This window comes from Alkalihalobacterium sp. TH-98 (genome assembly GCF_057473385.1).
In genome coordinates, this window is record NZ_JBYCKM010000005.1 from 60857 (window position 1) to 81814 (window position 20958).

Annotated in this window: 24 protein-coding genes and 1 other RNA gene; 19 read left to right on the forward strand and 6 right to left on the reverse strand. The window is 38.8% G+C overall.

Annotated features, from left to right (window positions below):
• Positions 1–288: 288 nt before the first annotated feature.
• The 18 genes from AC2VNP_RS01805 to AC2VNP_RS01890 all read left to right on the forward strand — a co-directional run bounded on the left by AC2VNP_RS01805 (position 289) and on the right by AC2VNP_RS01890 (position 15348).
• The gene (locus AC2VNP_RS01805) at positions 289–2052 is read left to right on the forward strand and encodes an ABC transporter ATP-binding protein (protein WP_486915566.1); all 1764 of its coding nucleotides are present in this window, start codon (positions 289–291) and stop codon (positions 2050–2052) included.
• On the forward strand, positions 2049–3869 hold the full coding sequence (locus AC2VNP_RS01810) for an ABC transporter ATP-binding protein (RefSeq protein ID WP_486915569.1): 1821 nt from the start codon (positions 2049–2051) through the stop codon (positions 3867–3869). The genes AC2VNP_RS01805 and AC2VNP_RS01810 overlap by 4 nt, the downstream gene beginning before the upstream one ends.
• 185 nt (positions 3870–4054) lie before the next feature.
• Positions 4055–4354, forward strand: a complete 300-nt coding sequence (locus tag AC2VNP_RS01815; RefSeq protein WP_486915571.1) for an EthD family reductase — start codon at positions 4055–4057, stop codon at positions 4352–4354.
• 596 nt (positions 4355–4950) lie between these two features.
• Positions 4951–5172 carry a spore germination protein gene (locus tag AC2VNP_RS01820; RefSeq protein WP_216828589.1) on the forward strand — a complete coding sequence of 74 codons (222 nt, stop codon included), beginning with the start codon at positions 4951–4953 and terminating at the stop codon, positions 5170–5172.
• Between the two features lie 15 nt (positions 5173–5187).
• Positions 5188–5394, forward strand: coding sequence for a spore germination protein GerPB (locus AC2VNP_RS01825; RefSeq protein WP_486915573.1), 207 nt, complete (start codon positions 5188–5190; stop codon positions 5392–5394).
• A 37-nt stretch (positions 5395–5431) separates the two neighbouring features.
• Positions 5432–6046 carry a spore germination protein GerPC gene (gene gerPC, locus AC2VNP_RS01830; protein WP_486915575.1) on the forward strand — a complete coding sequence of 205 codons (615 nt, stop codon included), beginning with the start codon at positions 5432–5434 and terminating at the stop codon, positions 6044–6046.
• On the forward strand, positions 6043–6222 hold the full coding sequence (locus AC2VNP_RS01835) for a spore gernimation protein GerPD (RefSeq protein WP_216828592.1): 180 nt from the start codon (positions 6043–6045) through the stop codon (positions 6220–6222). The genes gerPC and AC2VNP_RS01835 overlap by 4 nt, the downstream gene beginning before the upstream one ends.
• A 48-nt stretch (positions 6223–6270) precedes the next feature.
• Positions 6271–6642, forward strand: coding sequence for a spore germination protein GerPE (locus tag AC2VNP_RS01840; protein ID WP_486915577.1), 372 nt, complete (start codon positions 6271–6273; stop codon positions 6640–6642).
• Between the two features lie 65 nt (positions 6643–6707).
• Complete coding sequence (locus AC2VNP_RS01845; protein WP_486915579.1) at positions 6708–6926, forward strand: spore germination protein; 219 nt, start codon at positions 6708–6710, stop codon at positions 6924–6926.
• A 37-nt stretch (positions 6927–6963) separates the two neighbouring features.
• Positions 6964–7416 (forward strand): Hsp20/alpha crystallin family protein, encoded by a 453-nt coding sequence (locus tag AC2VNP_RS01850; RefSeq protein ID WP_486915581.1) that lies wholly within the window; start codon positions 6964–6966, stop codon positions 7414–7416.
• 173 nt (positions 7417–7589) lie between these two features.
• Complete coding sequence (locus tag AC2VNP_RS01855) at positions 7590–8702, forward strand: hypothetical protein (protein ID WP_486915583.1); 1113 nt, start codon at positions 7590–7592, stop codon at positions 8700–8702.
• Between the two features lie 173 nt (positions 8703–8875).
• Positions 8876–9646 (forward strand): SDR family NAD(P)-dependent oxidoreductase, encoded by a 771-nt coding sequence (locus AC2VNP_RS01860; RefSeq protein WP_486915585.1) that lies wholly within the window; start codon positions 8876–8878, stop codon positions 9644–9646.
• Positions 9647–9900: 254 nt separating this feature from the next.
• Positions 9901–10728 carry an amidohydrolase family protein gene (locus tag AC2VNP_RS01865; protein WP_486915587.1) on the forward strand — a complete coding sequence of 276 codons (828 nt, stop codon included), beginning with the start codon at positions 9901–9903 and terminating at the stop codon, positions 10726–10728.
• Positions 10729–11033: 305 nt separating this feature from the next.
• Positions 11034–11861, forward strand: a complete 828-nt coding sequence (locus AC2VNP_RS01870; protein WP_486915589.1) for an electron transfer flavoprotein subunit beta/FixA family protein — start codon at positions 11034–11036, stop codon at positions 11859–11861.
• Positions 11861–12895 (forward strand): electron transfer flavoprotein subunit alpha/FixB family protein, encoded by a 1035-nt coding sequence (locus AC2VNP_RS01875; RefSeq protein ID WP_486915591.1) that lies wholly within the window; start codon positions 11861–11863, stop codon positions 12893–12895. Before AC2VNP_RS01870 ends, AC2VNP_RS01875 begins: the two co-directional genes overlap by 1 nt.
• Entirely contained in the window at positions 12879–14174 is a 1296-nt protein-coding gene (locus AC2VNP_RS01880) for an FAD-dependent oxidoreductase (RefSeq protein WP_486915592.1), read from the forward strand. The genes AC2VNP_RS01875 and AC2VNP_RS01880 overlap by 17 nt, the downstream gene beginning before the upstream one ends.
• Positions 14174–14470: a ferredoxin family protein gene (locus AC2VNP_RS01885; protein WP_209124632.1), complete on the forward strand. Its 297-nt coding sequence runs from the start codon at positions 14174–14176 to the stop codon at positions 14468–14470. Before AC2VNP_RS01880 ends, AC2VNP_RS01885 begins: the two co-directional genes overlap by 1 nt.
• 302 nt (positions 14471–14772) lie before the next feature.
• Positions 14773–15348: a class I SAM-dependent methyltransferase gene (locus tag AC2VNP_RS01890; RefSeq protein WP_486915594.1), complete on the forward strand. Its 576-nt coding sequence runs from the start codon at positions 14773–14775 to the stop codon at positions 15346–15348.
• Positions 15349–15629: 281 nt separating this feature from the next.
• Here AC2VNP_RS01890 and AC2VNP_RS01895 read toward each other — a convergent pair whose 3' ends face one another.
• The gene (locus AC2VNP_RS01895; RefSeq protein WP_486915596.1) at positions 15630–15977 is read right to left on the reverse strand and encodes a hypothetical protein; all 348 of its coding nucleotides are present in this window, start codon (positions 15975–15977) and stop codon (positions 15630–15632) included.
• A gap of 331 nt (positions 15978–16308) precedes the next feature.
• On the opposite strand from AC2VNP_RS01895, the gene AC2VNP_RS01900 reads away from it, so the two are divergent.
• A complete protein-coding gene (locus AC2VNP_RS01900; RefSeq protein ID WP_486915598.1) occupies positions 16309–17217 on the forward strand; it encodes a phosphatase PAP2 family protein in 909 nt (302 codons plus the stop codon).
• Positions 17218–17373: 156 nt separating this feature from the next.
• Here the strand turns inward: AC2VNP_RS01900 and AC2VNP_RS01905 are convergent, their stop codons facing one another.
• The 5 genes from AC2VNP_RS01905 to AC2VNP_RS01925 form a co-directional block, all read right to left on the reverse strand.
• Entirely contained in the window at positions 17374–18051 is a 678-nt protein-coding gene (locus tag AC2VNP_RS01905; RefSeq protein WP_486915801.1) for an SOS response-associated peptidase, read from the reverse strand.
• Positions 18052–18209: 158 nt separating this feature from the next.
• A non-coding RNA gene (gene ssrS / locus AC2VNP_RS01910) (6S RNA) lies at positions 18210–18390 on the reverse strand.
• Between the two features lie 407 nt (positions 18391–18797).
• Entirely contained in the window at positions 18798–20042 is a 1245-nt protein-coding gene (locus AC2VNP_RS01915; RefSeq protein WP_486915600.1) for a TolB family protein, read from the reverse strand.
• A 132-nt stretch (positions 20043–20174) separates the two neighbouring features.
• Positions 20175–20384, reverse strand: coding sequence for a hypothetical protein (locus AC2VNP_RS01920; protein ID WP_486915602.1), 210 nt, complete (start codon positions 20382–20384; stop codon positions 20175–20177).
• A gap of 48 nt (positions 20385–20432) precedes the next feature.
• Positions 20433–20858: a hypothetical protein gene (locus tag AC2VNP_RS01925; RefSeq protein WP_486915604.1), complete on the reverse strand. Its 426-nt coding sequence runs from the start codon at positions 20856–20858 to the stop codon at positions 20433–20435.
• Positions 20859–20958: the final 100 nt, after the last annotated feature.

A 20958-nucleotide genomic window follows, 5' to 3' on the forward strand; every position in this document is an offset into this window, starting at 1 on the left:
TTTTATGGTAGCAGGCACCTTTATAACACTAAAGTGTTAAAGGTGCCTGCTACCATAGTGAAATAGTGAGCATTAATGCAATAGTGGAAGAAAACAGCGAGTTCACCCAGGAATATATCGAAATTTCAAAAAATACTGTAAGCAAATGATTAGATATTTATTTCGAAACCCGATATATTTATACTATTACCATTTTTTATGTTCCATCTTTCAGAAATGTAACACTCATGACCCCAACCATGTAGCAATGAGAGAAGGAGAAAAAATCAACTTAAGAGGAGGCTTACAATGAATACGTTTAAAAGGCTTAAAGAGTTTTATTGGCCTTATAAGAAATTTTTTATCGGTTCGATGCTTTTTCTAATCGTCGTTACTGCGATAACTGTTATTTATCCGATCATACTAAAGATTACGATTGATGACGTTATTTTAGCAGGAAACTCTTCGTTAGTTCCTTACATTGCGTTTGGATTTATTTTATTAATGGTTCTTAAAGGGTTTGCGACGTATTATCATCAATTTTTAGGGGACTTATTTGGTGTTCGTGCTGTTTATGAATTACGAAATGCCTTATACAAAAAGCTTCAATATTTGCCGTTTCGCTATTACGATAATGCAAAGACTGGGGATCTCATGTCACGGCTTACTGCTGATGTTGAAGGTTTCCGTTTCTTTTTATCATTTGGTTTTGCGCAACTCTTAAACTTAGTATTAATCGTCAGTTTCAGTTTTAGTATCATGCTGTATTTCAGTGTCCCGCTGGCACTCGTTACTCTCGCATCGATGCCATTTTTAATTTTAACCGTTTACAAATTTGATAAGGAAGTCCATCCGGCGTTTAAACATATTCGAAAGTCATTCGGACGTTTAACAACAAAAGTTCAAGAAAACATCAGTGGAATGAATACGGTCAAATCTTTATCACGTGAAGATTTTGAGATTGATAATTTCGTAGATAAAAATAGTGATTATAAAAATAAGTCGATCGATACATCCAATATTTGGGCAAGGTACTTTCCGATTATGGAACTCATTGGACAACTATGTGTTGTCTTCCTTCTCGGGTATGGTGGTTGGCTTGTCATTCAAGGTGCTCTACAACCGGGTGAACTTGTCGCGTTTTTCTCATTAGTTTGGTACATCATTGGTCCATTAATGAATCTTGGCTTTATCATTAATACATTTTCACAATCGAAAGCTTCTGGAGAACGTTTACTAGAAGTGCTGAATGAACCAGAAGATATTCGTGACGCGGAGAAGCCGTTAGAAACCCTAATTAAAGGGCATGTTCAGTTTAAAAACGTTAGTCACCAATATAACAGCGAAGAAGAACTGGCACTCAATAATGTCTCGTTTGAAGCACCAACGGGAAAAATCATCGGATTAATTGGTGCGACAGGGTCAGGGAAAACGAGCTTAACTCAATTGATTTCACGTTTCTACGAGCCAAACGAAGGAGAAATTCTGATTGATGGCCGAGATATTAAAGAGTATTCGTTAAAAACATTGCGTCACCATATTGGTGTCGTGTTACAGGAGTCGTTTTTATTTTCATCGTCTATTCGCGACAATATTGCATACGGAAATCCCGAAGCAACGCTGGAACAAATTATTGAAGCCGCAAAACGAGCCCAAGCTCATGAGTTTATTATGGAATTACCTGACGGCTATGACACCGTATTGGGTGAACGTGGGATGGGGTTATCAGGCGGACAAAAACAACGGATTGCCATTGCTCGTTCCATTCTCATTGATCCAAGCATATTAATTCTTGATGACGCAACGAGTGCGGTTGACATGAAAACAGAGGGGAAAATACAAGCGGCCTTTCGCGAGGTCATGGCTGGGAGAACGACGTTTATTATCGCACATCGTATTTCTTCCCTCAAACATGCCGATGAAATTCTCGTTTTAGATAACGGAAAAGTCGTTGAAAGAGGAACGCACGAGCAATTAATTACAAACGAATCAGGGACGTACCGTAGAATTTATAATATTCAATATCAGGACCAACACGCCTTTCAACAACGACAACTGGGGGTGAGCTCATGACGGAAAAGTCACACAGATCTAAGAAAAACAATCGTTTCCATTATTCACTCGACTCAGCGATCGAGAAGCCGTTTAACTGGCCGCAAATGACTCGTTTATTTAGTTATATGAAGCCGTATTCAAAAAATCTTTTACCTCTTGCGATTATTGCAATGATTATTTCAACTGCGGTTCGACTGACCACTCCTGTTTTAATTGGGGTATACGCACTAAACAATGTGATCTACCAACGTGATATGGATGCGCTCGTTCATGTCGTTGTTCTTATAGCTGGGCTCTACATGCTGTCATGGCTTGCGAACACACTTCGCATTCGGTGGATGAATATGCTCGGACAAAATGTCATTTACGATCTACGACAAAGTTTATTCAAGCACATCCAACGCTTGTCACATCGCTTTTTTGACCAACGATCAGCGGGCTCAATTCTCGTTCGTGTCACAAATGACGTCAACTCCCTTCAAGACTTATTTACAAACGGGGTTATTAATCTATTAATGGACGTTCTTTTACTAATTGGTATTTTTGTTATTCTCTTTGTCTACAGCCCAGAGCTTACATTAGCAATTATGGTGATTTTACCGATTATGTTTGTGATATCGACGAGCTTACGAAGAAAAATTCGCCGTTCATGGCAAGTCGTACGTATCAAACAATCACAGATTAATTCGCACTTGAATGAAAGTATTCAAGGCATTCGTGTGACTCAATCATATACACAAGAACGTGAAAACATGGCGTTCTTTAGTGAAATGAATGAAGATAATTTTAAAGCTTGGCGAAATGCGACGCAACAAAATGCGATGTTCCGCCCGTTCGTTGAAATGTCCAATGCGATCGGTACAGCGATTTTAATTTGGTACGGTGTCACCTTAATCCAATCTGGAAGTATTGATATTGGGACGTTTGTTATGTTTGCTTTTTTCCTGGGCATGTTCTGGGAACCGATTTCTAGACTGGGGCAAGTGTACAATCAGTTACTAATGGGAATGGCTTCTTCAGAACGAATTTTTGAATTTCTTGATGAAAAACCATCTGTTCCTGAAAAAGATGGGGCACAGGATATGAAGCAAATGAAAGGACATATTACATTCGAGGACGTCGAATTTGCTTATGATGCGAAGCGAAAAGCGTTAGACGGAATTAATCTTGAGATGAAGCAAGGGGAGACCGTTGCCTTAGTCGGTCATACAGGATCTGGAAAAACAACGATCGTCAATCTCATTTCGAGATTTTACGATCCGACAAGTGGTTCAGTCAAAATTGACGGCCATGATTTACGCGACTTAACATTGGATAGTATTCGCCAACAAGTAAGTATCGTTCTTCAAGATACATTTATTTTCTCAGGAACAATTATGGAGAACATCCGTTTTGGTCGTCCGGATGCTTCAGACGAAGAGGTGAAGCGTGCTGCTGAAATGGTCGGCGCAAGCGCGTTTATAAAGCAATTAAAAAATGGTTACGAAACTGAAGTAGAAGAACGTGGGAACATTCTTTCAGTTGGTGAGCGCCAACTATTATCATTCGCTCGCGCGTTACTGGCGGACCCGCAAATTTTAATTTTAGATGAAGCGACCGCAAGTATCGATACGGAAACGGAACAAAAAATTCAAAATGCTTTACAAACGCTGCTCAAGGGAAGAACGGCAATTATTATTGCCCACCGTCTTTCGACTATTCGTGAAGCCGATAACATCATCGTTTTAGACCACGGGCAAATCGTAGAACAAGGAAATCATGAGGCACTTATGAACCACCAAGGCCATTATTACAATCTTGTTCGTGCACAGTTTCAGGCGATGGAAGCAAGTTAACCTGAATTAGAACAGTCGGATAACCCAAAAAGGTGTAGTTGTAATCTCGTATACAACTGCATCTTTTACTATCATGAGGTAAACAGTTAGTAAGAGTCATCCTACTACTGTTTGAAAAAAGAATTGTTCTTTAACGTATAAATAAGAATATACTTAAGGTGGTGAAACTAAGGAGGTTTGAAAACATGGCAAAGGTGATATTTTTCTATCAACAACCAAAAGACCTAGATGGATTCGAAGCCTATTACTCTCATGTTCATCACGCTTTATTGAAAATGATTCCTAATAATAGTGTAACTATCCAGCGTGTCATCCGAACACAAAACACCGATATGAACCTCTACTCGGTTGTAGAACTCCAATTTGAAAGCCTGGAAATATTGCAACAAACGATAGTTAGTCCCGAAGCTAAAGCGGCTATAATAGACCTTGAAAACTTGACACAGTATCTAAATCACCCACCAATTATAACTATTGTTGATTGAATAAAACTTAGAAACTACCTTAGATGAGGTAGTTTCTTTTTGTCTAATAGAGTAGTGAATTTTAAGGGGTGAAACTACTTAGCTTACCTAAATAAATCAAAATTGGCATTTTCATACTTCAAAGTATATGAGTAAAATAAAAAAATTAGTAAAAAGCTCATAGTAAATGAGCTTTTTACTTCGAAGAACATAGACAAAATAGTCGAATTTTTTCATCTTCCTCTTGTACCTTGTCATTTCATGCGCTTCCCGTGGAAATATTCAATCATTCCAAGCTGAAAACCGCAAAAAAGATGCATAAAATATCTCAATAAAGGAATTTCAACCTATGAAATGACGATGCCCCCCCTCTAACATATCAATTTTAACCAGAATTTACATAAACGTTTAATTAAACTTTCCTGAACTATGTCGCGAACTGTCGTAGAGAACCTTGTTAATTATCTGTTGAACTAACGATCATTTTTTTACTGTTATTAGACGTTCCTTTTACGCTAGGATGGGGATTATTTATTTTCATACGTCCCTCTAGGTGTAACGCCTAGCTGAAAAATTCATATAATGCCTACAAGGATTAGAAAAAAGGGTGTTTGTCTATGCCAGCGATAGTAGGAGCTATAAAAGTGAATAGCATATCAAGTAGTGGTGTTTTCCACATTGGCGATGTCTTTAATATCTCACCTAAAAGTCAAGCTAAAACGTTTGCAGGTGCTGGGTCGTTTATGACAGGGGACGGAATTCAAGTGAGAAATGATTATAATACAACCCAAGTATATGATGCTGACTTGGTGGATCAGCCAATAGCAGGAAATATTTAATTAGGGGCGTTTTGTATGAATTTTTTTATTAACCAAAATATTGTAATTCATAACTTAAGAGTCGATGGTATTACAAACTCTTCTGTTTTACAGATCGGAAGTGCAGGGATGATTAAAGGAACTTCTAACTTATACAATACCGGAGGATTTGTGGAACCTGCTCCTGAACTAGAGCCGCCTACTACTTTACCTCTTGTCCCTTTGGCACCACCAACCGCATAAGAGGTAAATTGAAATCCCGTAAAAAGGTGGGAAGACAATGTATAATAACTGGAATTATGGGTCGTATTTTGAAAAAATGAATGGATACCTACAAGCACAAAATCAAAAAATTCTTCAGTTAGAGCAACAACTTTTGCAGATGCGTGAAGAGTTAACTCAGTTAAAACAAGGTCCTCCAGGCAGCCATATCGACCGTATCGAATATAAATTTGACCAACTAAAAATTGAACGTCTCGAAGGAACATTAAATATAGGCCTAACACCAAATGGAGGAACATCACCAATTGAAGATTTTAATATTAATCAAAATGAATTGAATGTCCCAATATTTTCCCATATGCATCCGGAAAGTGTTCAAGCGATAAAGCATCAAATCTATCATTTTTTAGATACCGAATGTTATCCGTTAATTCAGTCCCTTGAACAAAAGCATAATTATCAATTGGATCCGAATTACCGTAATTTTATTATTGGCGATGTAAAAAAACAAATCGATCAACGGATTAACCACTATTTAAGTCAAGTGCAAGGAAACCAGTATGATGCAAAACAAGTTGAACAAATGACAGTTAACAAAGTCAAGGAAGACATCGGGAATACTTTTGATGCCTTTATAAAACATTTACCAAGAGAGGAGAATCCACCAACATGAACTTCAACGTCGTAAATCGAAACCTTTCTGTAGGTGCCATTCGAGTGGTCGGGGTTGCTAGTTCCTCTATTTTTCTTGTAGGGGATACAAATACGGTTTGCTTGTCTTCTTATTTTGATACGCCGCCGGAGTCTTTAATCGTTAGTCCATTTGTACCTTTAGCTCCTGAACAATAATTTGAGAAATTGGTGATCTGTTAGTTGATAGATACAAGAGGTGGAGTAATGCAAAATCGGATTTCACACGTAAATACTATAAATGTAAATGATGTTTCTTTAAGTAGTACGTTCCAAGTGGGTGACAGTTATCATATTAACCAGTGGTCAAGGGCTTTAGCTGTTCAACGGCAAATTCCATTTTATTTTGGAAATGAAGGGAATTTTGATGTATTTCCAATGTTTCACATTAAAAATCCGATGCCCGTAATCACTGAACCTATCAATATAACACGAACGAATGAAAATCCTTTTATCCATGTGGACCATATAAGAGTCATTGCTGTTGGTTCTGCGTCTAGTCTCCACATCGGTTCAAACTCAATCATTAATGCCGAAACACGAATTAAACATATTCGGCAGTTTATAGAAAACCCGTAACAAATGCGTAACGATAAACAAATTGCAACATAAACTAAAAGTATCTTGATATAGAGGGTGTTTATATGCCAGCGATCGTATTTGGTCCATTTAAAATTAATGCTAATGACGGAAATATAAGTTTTGGAGATGTGTTGAATATGTCTCCTAAATCAGCTAGTAAATCTGTGATAGGATCTGGAAGTGCGCACACGGGTGATTTTATGCTTACCTGGAACGGTATTAATATGAACAATGCTTTTGACCCGGATGCGGTCGATCAAAATGTTTCAGGAAACCAATAATTTGCAGAGGCAATTTTAATGTGAAAGGAACATTAAAGTGAACAATTTTGATCCATTTCAACATGTGAAACAGTTTCAACATTACTTTGATCATTTTTTTAGAGAAGACTTTTGGGATAAGTTTCAAAACTTACCTAACAACTCAATGAACCAACTGAAAGTGAATCTTTATGAGTCAGGTTATGAACTAGTATGTGCGATCATCCTGCCGGGGTTAAAATCGAAAGATGATATTTCTATCTATATTGATGAAAACGTGATTGAAGTGGAAGGCCAGATGAACTTCAATTTGAATGGCTATCGAACCCTTCAAGAAGAAGCCAATCCAGGAAACTTTAAGCGATCTATAGACCTGCCTTATCCGATTCGGAGAGATCGAGTCGAAACGGTATATCGCAAAGGAGTCCTGTATATTCATTGCCACCGCTTATTAACCCAAAACGATCGCCAGCAAATCGCCATTCAGTCCATCGAAGACGAAGACCAATGACGGTGCCAGGCACCTTCATTACATTAACGCATTAATGGTAGCAGGTACCTTTAGTACAGCAGTACATTAAAGGTACCTGCTACCATTTTTTTATTGTGAATTGATTTCTTTTCCTTCTATAATAGAAAGAGCAACCATGCGGAAAATTCATCATTTGAAAGAGGGTTTCAACTATGAATCATCACCTGACGATCCAAGGGCTTGATGCCTTTCATATTGATAGTTACGGACTTGCTTTAATTATTAAACTCGTAGAAAAACGAGCGGAAATCGACTTAGCTATCGTTCGTGAAAAAATAACACAAGAGCAACAAAAACTACCAGAAAAACAACAACATAAAAAAACAAATGGCCTCGTAGCAAACGTTCTGAAAGGTTCCTACACTAATATTAAACATTCGTATGACAGTTGGCGTGCAGATTCGCTAAGAAAAGAACTGACCGATAAGAAACAGTGGCTGACGTTGTGGTCTGAGCAAGCGTGGGAGACTTTAAATCACGATCAAAGTTTAAAACAAGCAACAATCGAAGAATTGAAAAATGCCTTTCTTCAACATAAAGAAAATGAATATAAACTGTACTTAATTTTGCAAGAAGCAGTCCTCACACCCATCTACGCTGAACTGGAAGGGCTTCCTAAAGGTTTATCTGAACGTGATATGTATAAAGGACTTGAAGTGATTTCAACGGAATCTGGGTTTTCTACTGACGCCGGTAAATCAATCATTAAAAATACGGGGAATTTCTTGAAAGAAGTTAATAATTACTGGGGACGCGTGATCAAGTGGTCGATTGCAGGTACAGGTGCCGCCCTCCTAACGGCAGGATTAGCAGCACCGGCGATCGCAGCTGCTATTGGAGGCACCATGGGGCTTGCTGGGGCTGCGGCAACATCTGCAGGACTTGCTGCTATAGGAGGAGGTGCTATTGCCGCTGGAGGTTTAGGTATGGCAGGCGGGTTGCAAATCTTAATAGGCGGTGGTGCACTTCTTGGAGCAGTTGGCGGTGGAAGCATTGCCAATTTCATTGGCAAATTACCGAAAGATGCAATTGCCGTTTCCATGGTCAAAATCATTAACTATGTCACGTATCTAAGAACCCATTACAGCAAAAATGATTTTTATGCGAAGCAACTATCGCACCAAGTGATACAAGCTTTTCTCCTGTTTAAACACCAAGCAGAAACCGATTTTCTATTAAATCGAGACATTATATCCGAAACAGAAAACACTCGTAAAGCTCTAGATATAATGAACATGACCCTAAAAAAGTTAGGAAACATTTAACCTATAAAATTAGAAAACACGTGTCTCGAACGTGTAGATTAAAAAACAGCAATAGTTTCACTAAAATGTTCCATATTAATCACCAGATATTCACAAATAGTGAAATAGTATATTTCATAGATATGATAAGCTAAAAATAGAAACAGCTACATTTTTTGTAAAGGGTGAAGACAATGAAATTTGCTGAGAAAATCGTAATCATTACAGGAGCTGCAGCAGGTATTGGTAAGGAAACCGTTAAAGCATTTGCAGATGAAGGAGCAAATGTAGTATTAGTTGACCTACAGGAAGAAACCCTTCAAGCCACTGCAAAAGAATTGCAATTAACTGAAGGTAAGTATTTGCTCGTTCAAGCCGATGTGAGTAAGGAAGAACAAGTGGAACGTTATGTCCAACTTACGAAAGAAAATTTTGGCAGAATTGATGTCTTTTTTAATAATGCTGGTGTCGAAGGTGTCGTTCAACCGATCACAGAATATCCTTCAGAGACACTTGATTTAGTAGTAGATGTCAATATTAAAGGAGTATTTTACGGCTTGAAATATGTCTTACGTGTGATGCGAGAACAAAAAAGCGGTTCTGTTATCAACATGTCTTCAATCGCTGGTTTAAAAGGAAGCCCTAACGTTAGTGCGTATATCGCATCAAAGCATGCGGTGGTAGGTTTAACGAAAGCAACAGCGATTGAAGCGGCAACATACGGAGTTCGCGTCAATGCTGTAAACCCATCTCCTGTCAATACTCGAATGATGCGTTCATTAGAGGCTGGTTTTTCTCCAGAACATGCAGATCTTGTGAAAGAAAACTTAACAAAAACAATTCCGCTAGGCCGATACGGTGAGTCCGATGATGTAGCAAATGCTGTTTTATATTTAGCTTCTGAACAGGCAAATTTCATTACGGGTGTAATCTTCCCAATTGATGGCGGTCTATCTGCACAATAATTCAGTGAAATGGCAAGAAGGACGGTAACCGTTCCAAATGATCACAGCTAAGGCTAGATCATAGCGAAGGCGGGCGGTACTACCGTGACACTAAAAATAAATTACTACTCAAAGAACAAAGACGGAGATCCATGGATTTTCGTCTTTGTTCGTTATCTGTTTTTTTTATGTGTACAAAGAATTTATCTCTTATATTGGAAAAAATGGTATACTTATCGCATGAATAAACTGAAATTTCTGAAATGGGAGGTTTAATGTTGAACCATAAAATTGACGTACACGTTCATGCTTTTCCAGAAAAATTAATGAATGCGATTTATAGCTGGTTTCAAAGAGAAGGATGGGAAGTTCCTTATGACGGTTGGAATGCTGAGAAGATATTTGATTACCCTGCACAAAACGGTTTTGAGAAGTTTTTAGTGCTTCTTTATGTACATAAAAAAGGAATGGCAGCTGAATTAAATGACTGGTTATTTGAGCAAGCGAAAGTACGACCTGAAATCATCCCGGTTGGCTCTGTTCATCATGAGGATGATGTCGAAACAGAAACGAATAGGTGTTTAGGTGATCTCGGTTTTGCCGGTATGAAGCTGCACTGTCAAGTCCAAAACGTTAGAATGAATGACGAGCGACTATTTCCTTTATATGAAGCACTGATTTATTATGATAAACCTGTAATAGTTCATGCCGGAACAGCCCCTGCAGACTATACTGGTACTGTCGGCGTACAATATTTTGCCCAAGTCATGGAGCGGTACCCTAAATTAAAGGTCCAAGTCGCACATCTTGGCATGAATGAAACAGAGGAGTTTCTACGTCTTGCTGAAGAGTTGCCTGGTGTCATGTTTGATACGGCTGCACTGGATGCAAAAAGTATGTCAGATCAAGATGACTTTCCGCCGCCTGAGCAATTTAAAGAGTGGATCGAACGCCTGCCTGATCGTATGATGTACGGCAGTGACTTTCCGTTACTTAATGGAACAGCAAGTGAGATCGAGCGACAATTTGCAAGTCTTGATCTAGAACCAGCCGTTAAACAAGCTTTATTTTATGACAATGCAAAGAGGTTCTGGCGAATATAAAAAGTTACGTAGGAATAAAGAGAAGAGCATGTACAGGCGCACACTCATCATAAGTGCGTCTCTACATGCTTTATTTTGGCGCATTAAAATTATCAATCTCTTGTAATTAATTTACTTTATCTATTTATGTAAATATGATCCTGATGACACAACTATGGACTTAATAAACTCCATTACGACGGATAATCTCAAAAGAAAAAAGCATTTTATTAGCATTGTCCTTATATATTTAAAGTAATGACATAAATGGTAACCACATACCTGTCTGAAAAATGAATGGTTTGGTGTTGAAAGGAGTGATCGAATTGCTGCATATCGTAGCGTGTATTAAACAAGTGCCTGACACGAAGATCATCAAGATGAACCCTAAGACGAACACAATGGACCGAGCCAGTGCCCCCGCTATTTTAAATCCGTACGACTCACATGCTGTAGAAGAAGCAGTACGCTTGAAAAATCGTTACGGAGGAACGGTTTCTGTCCTGACAATGGGTCCTCCACCGGCGGTTAAAGCGATTAAAAAATGCATTGAAATTGGGGCCGATGAAGGGTATATGATCTCAGACCGTGCGTTTGCGGGTGCTGACACATTAGCAACAAGCTATGCCTTGACGTGTGCTCTGGAGAAAATCTCAAAGATCAAGCCAATTGACTTGATTATTTGCGGGAAAATGACCATTGATGGAGATACAGGACAAGTTGGCCCTGGTATTGCTAGACGCCTGGATATTCCCCCGTTAACTTCGGTTAAGAAGGTGGTTGAAGTAAACAAAGAAGAAGGTCATATGGTCGTTCATCGTAAGTTGGAAGACGGCTATGAAGTTATTCAATCACAATTACCGTGTTTACTATCAGTAGAAAAAGAGATTAACGAAGTCCCTTATTCGACGTTTCCTAATATGCTAAGAGCTGCCCGATATGAGCCTACGATTTGGGCTGTTGCCGATTTGGATGGTGTAGATAAAAAACAACTCGGTCTAAAAGGATCACCAACGATCGTATCTAAAGTGTGGGCACCGCCAAAGCCAGAAGGCGGAAAGATCTTAGAAGGAAGCTCGCAAGATAAGGTCGAGCAACTGCTTAGCGTTTTAATGGAGAAAAAAGAACTCTTTGCCCAGAAAGGAGGAGCGTAATGAACTTTGAAGATTATCGTGGCGTCTGGGTATTTATCGAGGAAACGGATGGGAAAATCGCTCCTGTTTCTCTCGAATTACTAGGAGCTGGTAGAAAGCTTGCTGATAAACGCGGAGTCGAATTAGGTGGCGTGATCATCGGTCATCATGTGAAACGTCTCGCAAACGAAGTATACGAGTATGGTGCAGATGTCGTTTATGTATACGATGCCCCTATTTTTAAAGATTACCGAACGGAATCGTTCATGAAAGCTCTTCTCGATTGCTGTGAAAAACACAAACCAGAAATTATTTTATATGGTGCAACTTCAACTGGAAAAGACTTAGCAAGCGCTGTAGCAACCGATTTACCGACAGGGTTAACTGCAGATACAACTGAACTTGATGTGGAAGAAGATACGGGTTTATTACTAGCCAGCCGTCCAGCTTTCGGCGGAAATATTATGGCAACGATTCTGTGTAAAAAGTATCGCCCACAAATGGCGACCGTACGTCCGAAAGTCATGAAAGCGCTTACTAGAGAGCCGGGTCGAAGCGGCAAGTTAGTTGAGGAACACCTTCCATTAAAAGAAGAAGATGTACGAACAAAAGTTTTAGAGATTGTTAGAATGGCAACGAAAAAAGTAAAAATAGATGAGGCCGATATTATTGTCGCCGGTGGAAAAGGGCTCGGGAGTTCAGATGGATTTCAGTTATGCCATGAGCTTGCAGAGACATTAGGCGGTGCGGTTGGAGCTAGCCGTGATGTTGTAGAAGCAGGCTGGATTGAGCATCACCACCAAGTCGGGCAGACAGGCGTTACGGTAACGCCAAAAATTTACTTTGCCATTGGTATCTCAGGTGCCATTCAACATATCGTCGGCATGAAAAACTCAGGGGTAATCATCGCCATTAATAAAGATCCGGAAGCCCCGATCTTTGAGTCGTGCCATTACGGAATAGTTGGTGATGCGTTTGAGATCGTCCCGATGTTAATTGACCAATTTAAAAATGCATTGTCGAGTGAGGAGGAACAACATGCCCGAAAAGTTTGATTGTATTGTCGTAGGAGCTGGACCTGCTGGAATTTCATGTGCTCATGACTTAGCGAAAGGAGGTGCCAAAGTTCTTCTTCTTGAGCGCGGGGAATATCCAGGGTCAAAAAATGTAATGGGTGGCGTCCTTTATCGACAAATGATGGAAGATGTGATCCCTGAATTTTATAAGGAAGCACCACTTGAACGCCCTGTCGTAGAACAACGCTTTATGATGATGGATAAAGAGTCTGCGGTAACGTTTGGTTATAAAGGACTGGAGTGGGGAAGAGAGCCTTACAACAACTTTACGGTTCTTCGTGCGAAATTTGACCAATGGTTTGCAGGTAAAGCAGTTGAGCAAGGCGCCTTACTCGTCAATGAAACAGTTGTTCTTGAATGTATTGTTGAAGATGGAAAAGTCGTCGGGGTACGAACCGACCGACCAGACGGGGAAGTCTATGCGGATGTCGTCGTTTTAGCCGATGGGGTTAACTCCCTTCTTGCTAAATCACTCGGCTTTCATAAAGAATACCAGCCAGATGAAGTTGCGCTTGCAACGATGGAAATTTTAAAGTTGGACTCTAAAATTATTGAAGATCGATTTAATCTCGAAAAAAATCAAGGCTGTACGATCGAACTTTTTGGTGATGCAACTAAAGGGATCTTAGGAACAGGCTTCCTGTATACGAATAAAGATACGCTAAGTATTGGAGTTGGAACCCTCTTATCAGGTTTAATTAAGCATAAAATTCGCCCGTATGAACTACTAGAGTATGTGAAGAACCATCCAATGATCCGTCCGTACATTCAAGGAAGTGAGCCACAAGAATATTTAGCTCACCTCATTCCAGAAGGCGGATACCATTCGATGGGGAAAGTCGTAGGTAATGGCGTTATTGTCGTAGGTGATGCTGCCCAACTCGTTAATGCGATCCACCGAGAAGGATCTAACTTAGCGATGACATCGGGTCGATTTGCTGCTGAAACCGTGTTAAAAGCAAAAGAAGCAGGCGATTTCTCTGAAAAAACGTTAGATTATTATCGTAAGAAATTAATGGATAGCTTTGTCGGTCAAGATTTGAAAAAATACAAGGACTCTACACACCACTTCGATAAATTCCCACAATACTTTGACCAATATATTCCGATGGTGAACAAAGCCGCTAGCCAAATGTTTACCGTTGATGGAATGTCTAAACGTGATAAACAAAAGAAAATTATTAAAGATATCGGGACACCTAAACAGAAACTTAAGATTGCGCGCGATATGATTAAAGCTTGGAAGGTGATGAAATAATGAGTGAACAAAAAAAGGGTCAGTCTATCGAAGAAAAGCAGTATCTTGTTCGCTTTAACGCCGATACGAAATCACATCTCCATGTCATGGATGAAGACATCTGTTTGAATAAATGCCCAGACAAAATCTGTACGATCTTTTGTCCAGCTGAGATTTACAAGTGGGAAGATATCCGAATGCACGTAGGTTATGAGGGTTGTCATGAATGTGGAAGCTGCAGGATTGGTTGTCCGCATCAAAACATTCAATGGGAATACCCAAAAGGCGGCCACGGCATTGTGTTTCGGTTAGGGTAATAGTAGAGAGTTGTAGTTGATTTTATTAGATAGAAATCAAATAGAAATTCTTTGATCCCAAAGCTATTACTTGACTATGGTAATAGCTTTTTTTATTGAGGCGAATGAGCTTATTAGGAAGTTACTTCTTAAAAATAGACCAATCAATTATTCATTTTAGAGAAGAAAAGCTGTTAAAATGATTAGGTGTTCAGTTTCTCTTTGACAAAGTATAGTAAAGTTAAATTAAGTTCATCTCAACTTAAAAAATCGAAGGTAGTTATAATAATTTAGGTAAAACGAAATTATAAGGAGCTGATCAATTGGACTCACGCCAAAAATGGAATCAGAAGTATGAGAACCGTCTTCAAGAAATGGAGATACCCTTACCGAATTTAAGATTACAACAGCTTTCACAGTATTTCACGGGTGGTTCAGCTCTCGATCTTGCTTGTGGCCTCGGAGCAAACAGTCTATACCTTGCCCAGGAAAACTATGAAGTTAATGCAGTTGATGTGTCGGATGTCGCCATTGAACACCTAAAGCAACAATCGATACGTCAGAGTTTGAACATTCATCCATCAGTAATGGATTTAACGGAAAAGAGCCTATTTCAGATAAAAGAAAATAGATTTGACCTAGTCGTCAACACGTACTACCTTGACCGCTCGATTTTTCCTTTGATCCCATTGATCATAAAAGACAATGGCTTCTTTTTTATGGAAACTTTCTATCATTCACCTCACGACAAGCAGAACGTATCTGCTCAATACAAACTAAACCCCGGTGAATTACTTTCAACCTTTACAGATGCAAACTGGCATGTGTTATTTTATGAAGAAAATGAATTGGAGGGACGGCAAACGATATTTGTACGAAAAAAACAATCATCGTTTTAATGATGTGATGCTATCCCTTTAATTAGGAATTATTGTTCCCTAGGATATTCCAAACCATCAGATCGCTTGTCCCAGTTTAATTGTAGAATTAATAATTTGACATTGGCTAAATTGACGTTCTTAGTGATATGTGGAACGTTCTTTCAATTGGAATATTTTCTCTCATATGTGTCCTTAGATTTAAGCAATTGGAGAAGTGGTGCTAAGGGTTATGTATGTGTATGTATTCACAAACGATTTCAAAAAGAAACGAAGATGAAATCTTGTTTCTTTTTTTGAGGTTAACTAGCGGCTTGTGGGATTTTCTTCATATTGTCTTGAGTTGCACTCGTTTCTATGTCCTTTGTAAAAGATAAAGCATCATCCATCGTAGGGAAAAATGCCGATATAAAGTATGGGTGTTGACAATCAAATCGACCACATGATTTGGCAGGGTAGACTAACACTCTCCACTGATAAAACTGACAGTGATGTGAGATTTCTGTACCTTCCAAGGCGATGAGCCAATGTGTACAGTCGTCAAGTAATTCCTGATTTGCTAACTTTTCTAAAGCTAAGATCCGGTCATTTTCACCGATAGGTACCAGTGGCTTTTGATAAAACTCACCAAAGTTAGGAATGAAGTTCATACACATTTCTCCTTTATCATTTTATTTTAAAAAGACCAAAACTTAGCTGTCGCTTGAAAACGTTTTCAATTTTGTCCTCCAATGTGATTAGAAATCGAATTATTGTATTATATGTTCGTTTTCGGAAAAAGATTTTTATTTTGAGAAAATTCTTTCAATTTTTAGTGTTGAAATTTTTTAGTAGCAATTCCAAGCGAAGTCCTGTTAAACAAGACAAGCGTCACCTGTATGTATATGGTTTTATTCAAAAATAAAACAGTACTTTAGAAGGGAATTAAAACCTTATGTCGAATGATAGTAAGATAATTTTATAACCAAACTAGGAGGTCTCATGAATCAAACCGATATTTTAGTGACAATGACTGAGCTGCAAAACCCATTTTTAAATTTCTTTGCACTTATCTTAACGTTTTTAGGAAATGAAGAATTTTATATGATTATTTTACCGCTCGTTTATTGGTGCATTTCGAAGACGGCAGGTTTTCGTCTGTTCTATATCTTTTTAATGTCGATTTACGTTAACGCATTCTTCAAAATTCATTTTGCTGTAAAACGACCCATTGATATTGAAGGCGTTAACTCCATTTTTTTAAAGTCTGCAGAAGTAGGAAGTCATTATCCGTATGACTCATTTCCAAGTGGCCATGCTCAAGGATCAGCTACATTATTTGGGTATTTAGCTTATATGATTAAGAAGCGGTCATTTTGGATTTTTGCCATTATAATCGTATTCTTAATTTCGTTATCTCGTCTGTATTCGGGTTTACACTGGCCAACGGACGTTGTTGTTGGTATTTCGCTGGCAGTCGTCGTATTGATTATTGGAATCGCAATTGAGAAGCGAGTTTCTAAATTAGCAACTAATATCAAATGGATCTTAGCGATTGTCTTCCCGATCTTTCTAATGCTCATTTTCCCAGAAGAAGAGGGTATTAAATACGCTGGCTTTTTATTAGGAGCAGGTGTCGGTTACTTACTAGAAGCTCAAACCAATCAAATGGTTATTGCTAAAGAAATTTGGAAAAAAGCAACTGCTTTTATAATCGGTATTGTTGGTCTCGTTGCCATTCAATCAGGGTTAAAAGTCGTTTTTCCGGATGCGATTTTATTTGACTTCATACGGTATGCTTTCGTCGGGTTATGGGGATTATACATCGCTCCACTAGTCTTTGTTTTATTAAAGTTATATCAATCCGAACGTTCTGTTCCTGCACCGAAGGATCCAACGATTTCTGGATAAAGGAAAAAAGGCTGACTTTACTAGGTCCAGCCTTTTTCCGTTTTCAACTGATTGTTAGTAGGGCTAATTTAACTTACTGTAAAATTCGCGGTTAATCCAAAAGATTTGGAGTATAACCTAAGGGGTGATATATGACCGTGCTAAGTTCCTATTTTCCTAGGTTTTAACAACTGGCGTAATTAAAGAAGGGGAGTCGTTTTTTGGTGAGTTGACTTCTGTCGATACTTCATAAGCTTCCATTTCTTCTGGAGGAAACGGTTGAAGCATATCACCTAATACATCAGGGTCTTCAATCTGCTTATGTAACCAAACTTTTTCTGTTTCTTTTGTTAAAATGACTGGCATTCGATCATGTATATCCTTCATAAACCAATTAGGGCTCGTTGTAACGATTGTACACGAATAAATGACATTTCCATCTGGGGAATTCCACCTTTCCCACAAGCCCGCCATGGCGAATATATCTTCACGCTTTAACTTAATTCTAACCGGTACTTTTTTCTTATCAACTTTTTTCCACTCATAGAAGCTATCTGCAATGACTAAACATCGACGCTTTTTATAGGCATGCTTAAAGCTTGCTTTTTCCGCTAATGTTTCTGCTCTAGCATTAATTAGCTTATAGCCGATTTTCGGATCTTTTGCCCAGGAAGGGATGAGCCCCCAGCGCAGAAAACCGGCTCGGTTAGCTTCCCCATCATTGATAACCGTTAATATAGGTTGACTAGGGGCGATGTTGTATCTTGCTGAATATTGATCGTCAAAATCGTTCACAATTTCAAATCGTTCTTTAAGTAAAGAGGGATCCGCAGCTAGTGTAAACCGTCCACACATCATGTTCACCTCACATTTTTTACTATCATTATAGGCAAGTTACGTTACTTCCATAAAGCATTTTTATCATCATCTACAAAAATTAAAAAAACGACCGGAGCATTTTAAACGCTCTAGTCGTTATCGGAATAAGTAAAGAATAGCGCAACAAACCTAATATGTATCCCACTCTGCCGTACCTCGTGATGTCTTAAAAACCTACTCTCGTAGGTGGGTGTCCTCTCCAGATCCTTCAACTTCCCCTAGCTTGCAGGGCTTGTTGTTAGAGATGGAATGTCGAACTCCCTAAAAAACAGTATCGGTTTAAGACATTAAGAAGTACTAACATCGTAGGGCGACGTTATGTAAAAGGAGGAATGGTAAGTCCTACATCCATCCCTTTCAAGATAACGCACGTATGGTATGCGTCATGGCAAGAGTTTTGAAGTGAGACGTAGTGTAATTCACCACGTGCTCGGGTTTGTTGTACTCATAATATATCACGCCCAAACTCCTTTATTCAATGGTAAGTAAAGGTGCCATAACCAACAGAAAATATGTTGACGAATTGGGTGTGCAGGACAATAAATGTCCGCGTTGAGCTCACTTAAATGACTAAATATTCCTTAATAACATGAGCGCATGAAACCCCTTTTTATTACGGGTCTAGAGTCTCCACTTTTCGATAATATGGTTCCGGTTAGATACCAACAAGGGCACTGTCTTTTTAGTCCTTTTCTACTAGGAGGGATGTGTTTTCTCCGGCTTCACTCGTCGAGAAAAAGAGAATAACTTTCTACATTCTTAATCCACAATTGAGCATGAGCATTCCCACCGTACAGGTCTGCGATCCACAAATCACCGCTGCTATCTGTAAGATCTTCTTTTCTTATCCAGGTCATCTTTTCAATAGAAGGGAGAAACTTTGGATCATAATCGCCATAACCTTCGGGAGGAGTCGTTATTTTTTTCTGACCGTGTCCACTTATTTCTAGATGATACAGAGCAGGTTTCGGGCGTTTTTCAGACTCATTGGACCATTCACTTTCTTTTACTCTTGATACAATGAGAGAGTGATCATCTACCCACGTAAACCCGAGCTCTGCGTAATTAGGCGGGGTTAGACTGGCGGATGTTGAAGAGGGGAGTTCTGTTACTTTTAAATCTTTGTCTTTGAATCCAAACACAATTCGGCCACCACCCGCAATATAACCCAATCTGTGTTTCTTTATAGCCCACTTTGGGTTGTCCAAATGAAGGATGATTTCATCAATAGGCTCAAAAGATTTTCCGTCATTAGAAATGACACAAAGCATATTACTATCCATTGACATAGATGCGGGAGGTGAAACGATAAATGAAATCCATTTCGCATCTGGAGAATACGAAAAATCGGTGGCATGGATTGCCATCACGGTAACGTCTCCTTTTTTCAATTCGGTTGGAATAACAAACAGTTCCTTCGCATTCGCCGTTACGTTTTTTATATTTTGATAACCTTCTTCAATAGAAATGTTATAAAGGATTGGATTTGTCCAACCTGTTGGTCGTAGTACTGCACGAGATAAGGCAATAAATCCTTTACCATCTGGTTGCCATTCATAATCACATACACCTAAGGCAATGTTATAGAAGGCTTTTAAATCAGATATGTTAAGTACGCTTTGGCTTTTAAAAGCTATGATATTTTCAACAGGTGACCACTTAGCATCAGAGCCATCATAAAAAACTTTGGTATGTTGGTTCGTGTGTGTGTCGTAAACCCAAATTTCATTTTGTAAGCCATCATTTCCTTGTTTCTGATACAGTAGCTTACTACCGTCAAAAGACCAGGATGGTGAGGAAGTGTAGATAGCTCGTTCAGCTGTAATTTTTTCTTCTTTCTGATTGATGTTCGTCCATAAATAACCGTCACGTACAAATGCCGCTTTTAGTTCGGGTAAATCCATTTCCGCGTGAATAGACGTTGATAGTAATAGACATAGGATGATTAACGCTTGAAGTATTTTCATATAAGGTCACCTCAAGCTTAGTATCTTCATTACTTGAGAGGAGTATGAACTTATAAGAGTAGGGAGAAGGGGGAGTCTTCATAAATGGCTGGTGATCAACAGAAAAAGATGACGATTACCGTCATCTTTTAATTATGAGGAGCGAACTAATTCTTGTTCATGTTCGGTTGCTTTTTTACCTGCTTTGTAGCGATGTAGTGCTTTCTTGAGAAGATCGGCGATAATATATTCATATGCTTCGACTTCTTTTCGAGTTTTCGCTTGTTTGACTTTCTTTTTCATTTCTTTTAATTTTTCTTTTTCGGATTCTTTTAAATAAAGAGCAGGAGTAAATTTATTCATTCGATCATCTCCTTTCCATTTGTAATCGTTTTCTCCATGTATTCGTAATTAATCTTCTTCATCGTAAGTAATGGTTCCGAGTTTTGCGTTTAAATATTGTTCTAATTCTTCTTCAGAAACTTCAAATTCTTCATCGATCCCCATATTCGCCGCCTGATTCGCACTTTCCATCGAGTTCTTTAGTGCTTCATCCTCAAGTTTGCCTTCTGCTAACTGATGACTAATAAGAAAGCTCATTCCATTTAGACCGGCTAGTACACTTAACGCGGCTATTTCTGAAAAACTACCATTTGGGTTTAATAGATTAACTGCGACAAACCCTGCAACAGCGCCGATTAGTATAAACGTAAAGACTACCTTTCTTTTAAAATTGTAACTGAACTTGAATTCTGCCCAAAGAATGGTGATAAGTCCTCCGATGGTTCCTCCGATGATAGGTATGATAATTTGTAAAAAAGCATGTTCCCAGGACATCCAAGTATCTCCTTATTTTTCCTCTATTATAACATAAAGAACGAGAGGGGATAACCTGCTCGCTCTACTTTGACTGTCTATAACGTTGTAAAGACCTCTC

Excerpts from the sequence above, each read along its gene's own strand:
- AC2VNP_RS01845 (WP_486915579.1), top strand. The coding sequence starts at position 6,708 with ATGCCAGCGATCGTATTTGGTCCATTTAAAATTAATGCTAATGACGGA.
- AC2VNP_RS01805 (WP_486915566.1), top strand. The coding sequence starts at position 289 with ATGAATACGTTTAAAAGGCTTAAAGAGTTTTATTGGCCTTATAAGAAA.
- AC2VNP_RS01895 (WP_486915596.1), bottom strand. The coding sequence starts at position 15,977 with ATGAACTTCATTCCTAACTTTGGTGAGTTTTATCAAAAGCCACTGGTA.
- AC2VNP_RS01920 (WP_486915602.1), bottom strand. The coding sequence starts at position 20,384 with ATGAATAAATTTACTCCTGCTCTTTATTTAAAAGAATCCGAAAAAGAA.
- AC2VNP_RS01875 (WP_486915591.1), top strand. The coding sequence starts at position 11,861 with ATGAACTTTGAAGATTATCGTGGCGTCTGGGTATTTATCGAGGAAACG.
- AC2VNP_RS01825 (WP_486915573.1), top strand. The coding sequence starts at position 5,188 with ATGAATTTTTTTATTAACCAAAATATTGTAATTCATAACTTAAGAGTC.
- AC2VNP_RS01820 (WP_216828589.1), top strand. The coding sequence starts at position 4,951 with ATGCCAGCGATAGTAGGAGCTATAAAAGTGAATAGCATATCAAGTAGT.
- AC2VNP_RS01810 (WP_486915569.1), top strand. The coding sequence starts at position 2,049 with ATGACGGAAAAGTCACACAGATCTAAGAAAAACAATCGTTTCCATTAT.
- AC2VNP_RS01860 (WP_486915585.1), top strand. The coding sequence starts at position 8,876 with ATGAAATTTGCTGAGAAAATCGTAATCATTACAGGAGCTGCAGCAGGT.
- AC2VNP_RS01900 (WP_486915598.1), top strand. The coding sequence starts at position 16,309 with ATGAATCAAACCGATATTTTAGTGACAATGACTGAGCTGCAAAACCCA.
- AC2VNP_RS01880 (WP_486915592.1), top strand. The coding sequence starts at position 12,879 with ATGCCCGAAAAGTTTGATTGTATTGTCGTAGGAGCTGGACCTGCTGGA.
- AC2VNP_RS01885 (WP_209124632.1), top strand. The coding sequence starts at position 14,174 with ATGAGTGAACAAAAAAAGGGTCAGTCTATCGAAGAAAAGCAGTATCTT.
- AC2VNP_RS01865 (WP_486915587.1), top strand. The coding sequence starts at position 9,901 with ATGTTGAACCATAAAATTGACGTACACGTTCATGCTTTTCCAGAAAAA.
- gerPC (WP_486915575.1), top strand. The coding sequence starts at position 5,432 with ATGTATAATAACTGGAATTATGGGTCGTATTTTGAAAAAATGAATGGA.
- AC2VNP_RS01855 (WP_486915583.1), top strand. The coding sequence starts at position 7,590 with ATGAATCATCACCTGACGATCCAAGGGCTTGATGCCTTTCATATTGAT.
- AC2VNP_RS01835 (WP_216828592.1), top strand. The coding sequence starts at position 6,043 with ATGAACTTCAACGTCGTAAATCGAAACCTTTCTGTAGGTGCCATTCGA.
- AC2VNP_RS01925 (WP_486915604.1), bottom strand. The coding sequence starts at position 20,858 with ATGTCCTGGGAACATGCTTTTTTACAAATTATCATACCTATCATCGGA.
- AC2VNP_RS01915 (WP_486915600.1), bottom strand. The coding sequence starts at position 20,042 with ATGAAAATACTTCAAGCGTTAATCATCCTATGTCTATTACTATCAACG.
- AC2VNP_RS01815 (WP_486915571.1), top strand. The coding sequence starts at position 4,055 with ATGGCAAAGGTGATATTTTTCTATCAACAACCAAAAGACCTAGATGGA.
- AC2VNP_RS01840 (WP_486915577.1), top strand. The coding sequence starts at position 6,271 with ATGCAAAATCGGATTTCACACGTAAATACTATAAATGTAAATGATGTT.
- AC2VNP_RS01905 (WP_486915801.1), bottom strand. The coding sequence starts at position 18,051 with ATGTGTGGACGGTTTACACTAGCTGCGGATCCCTCTTTACTTAAAGAA.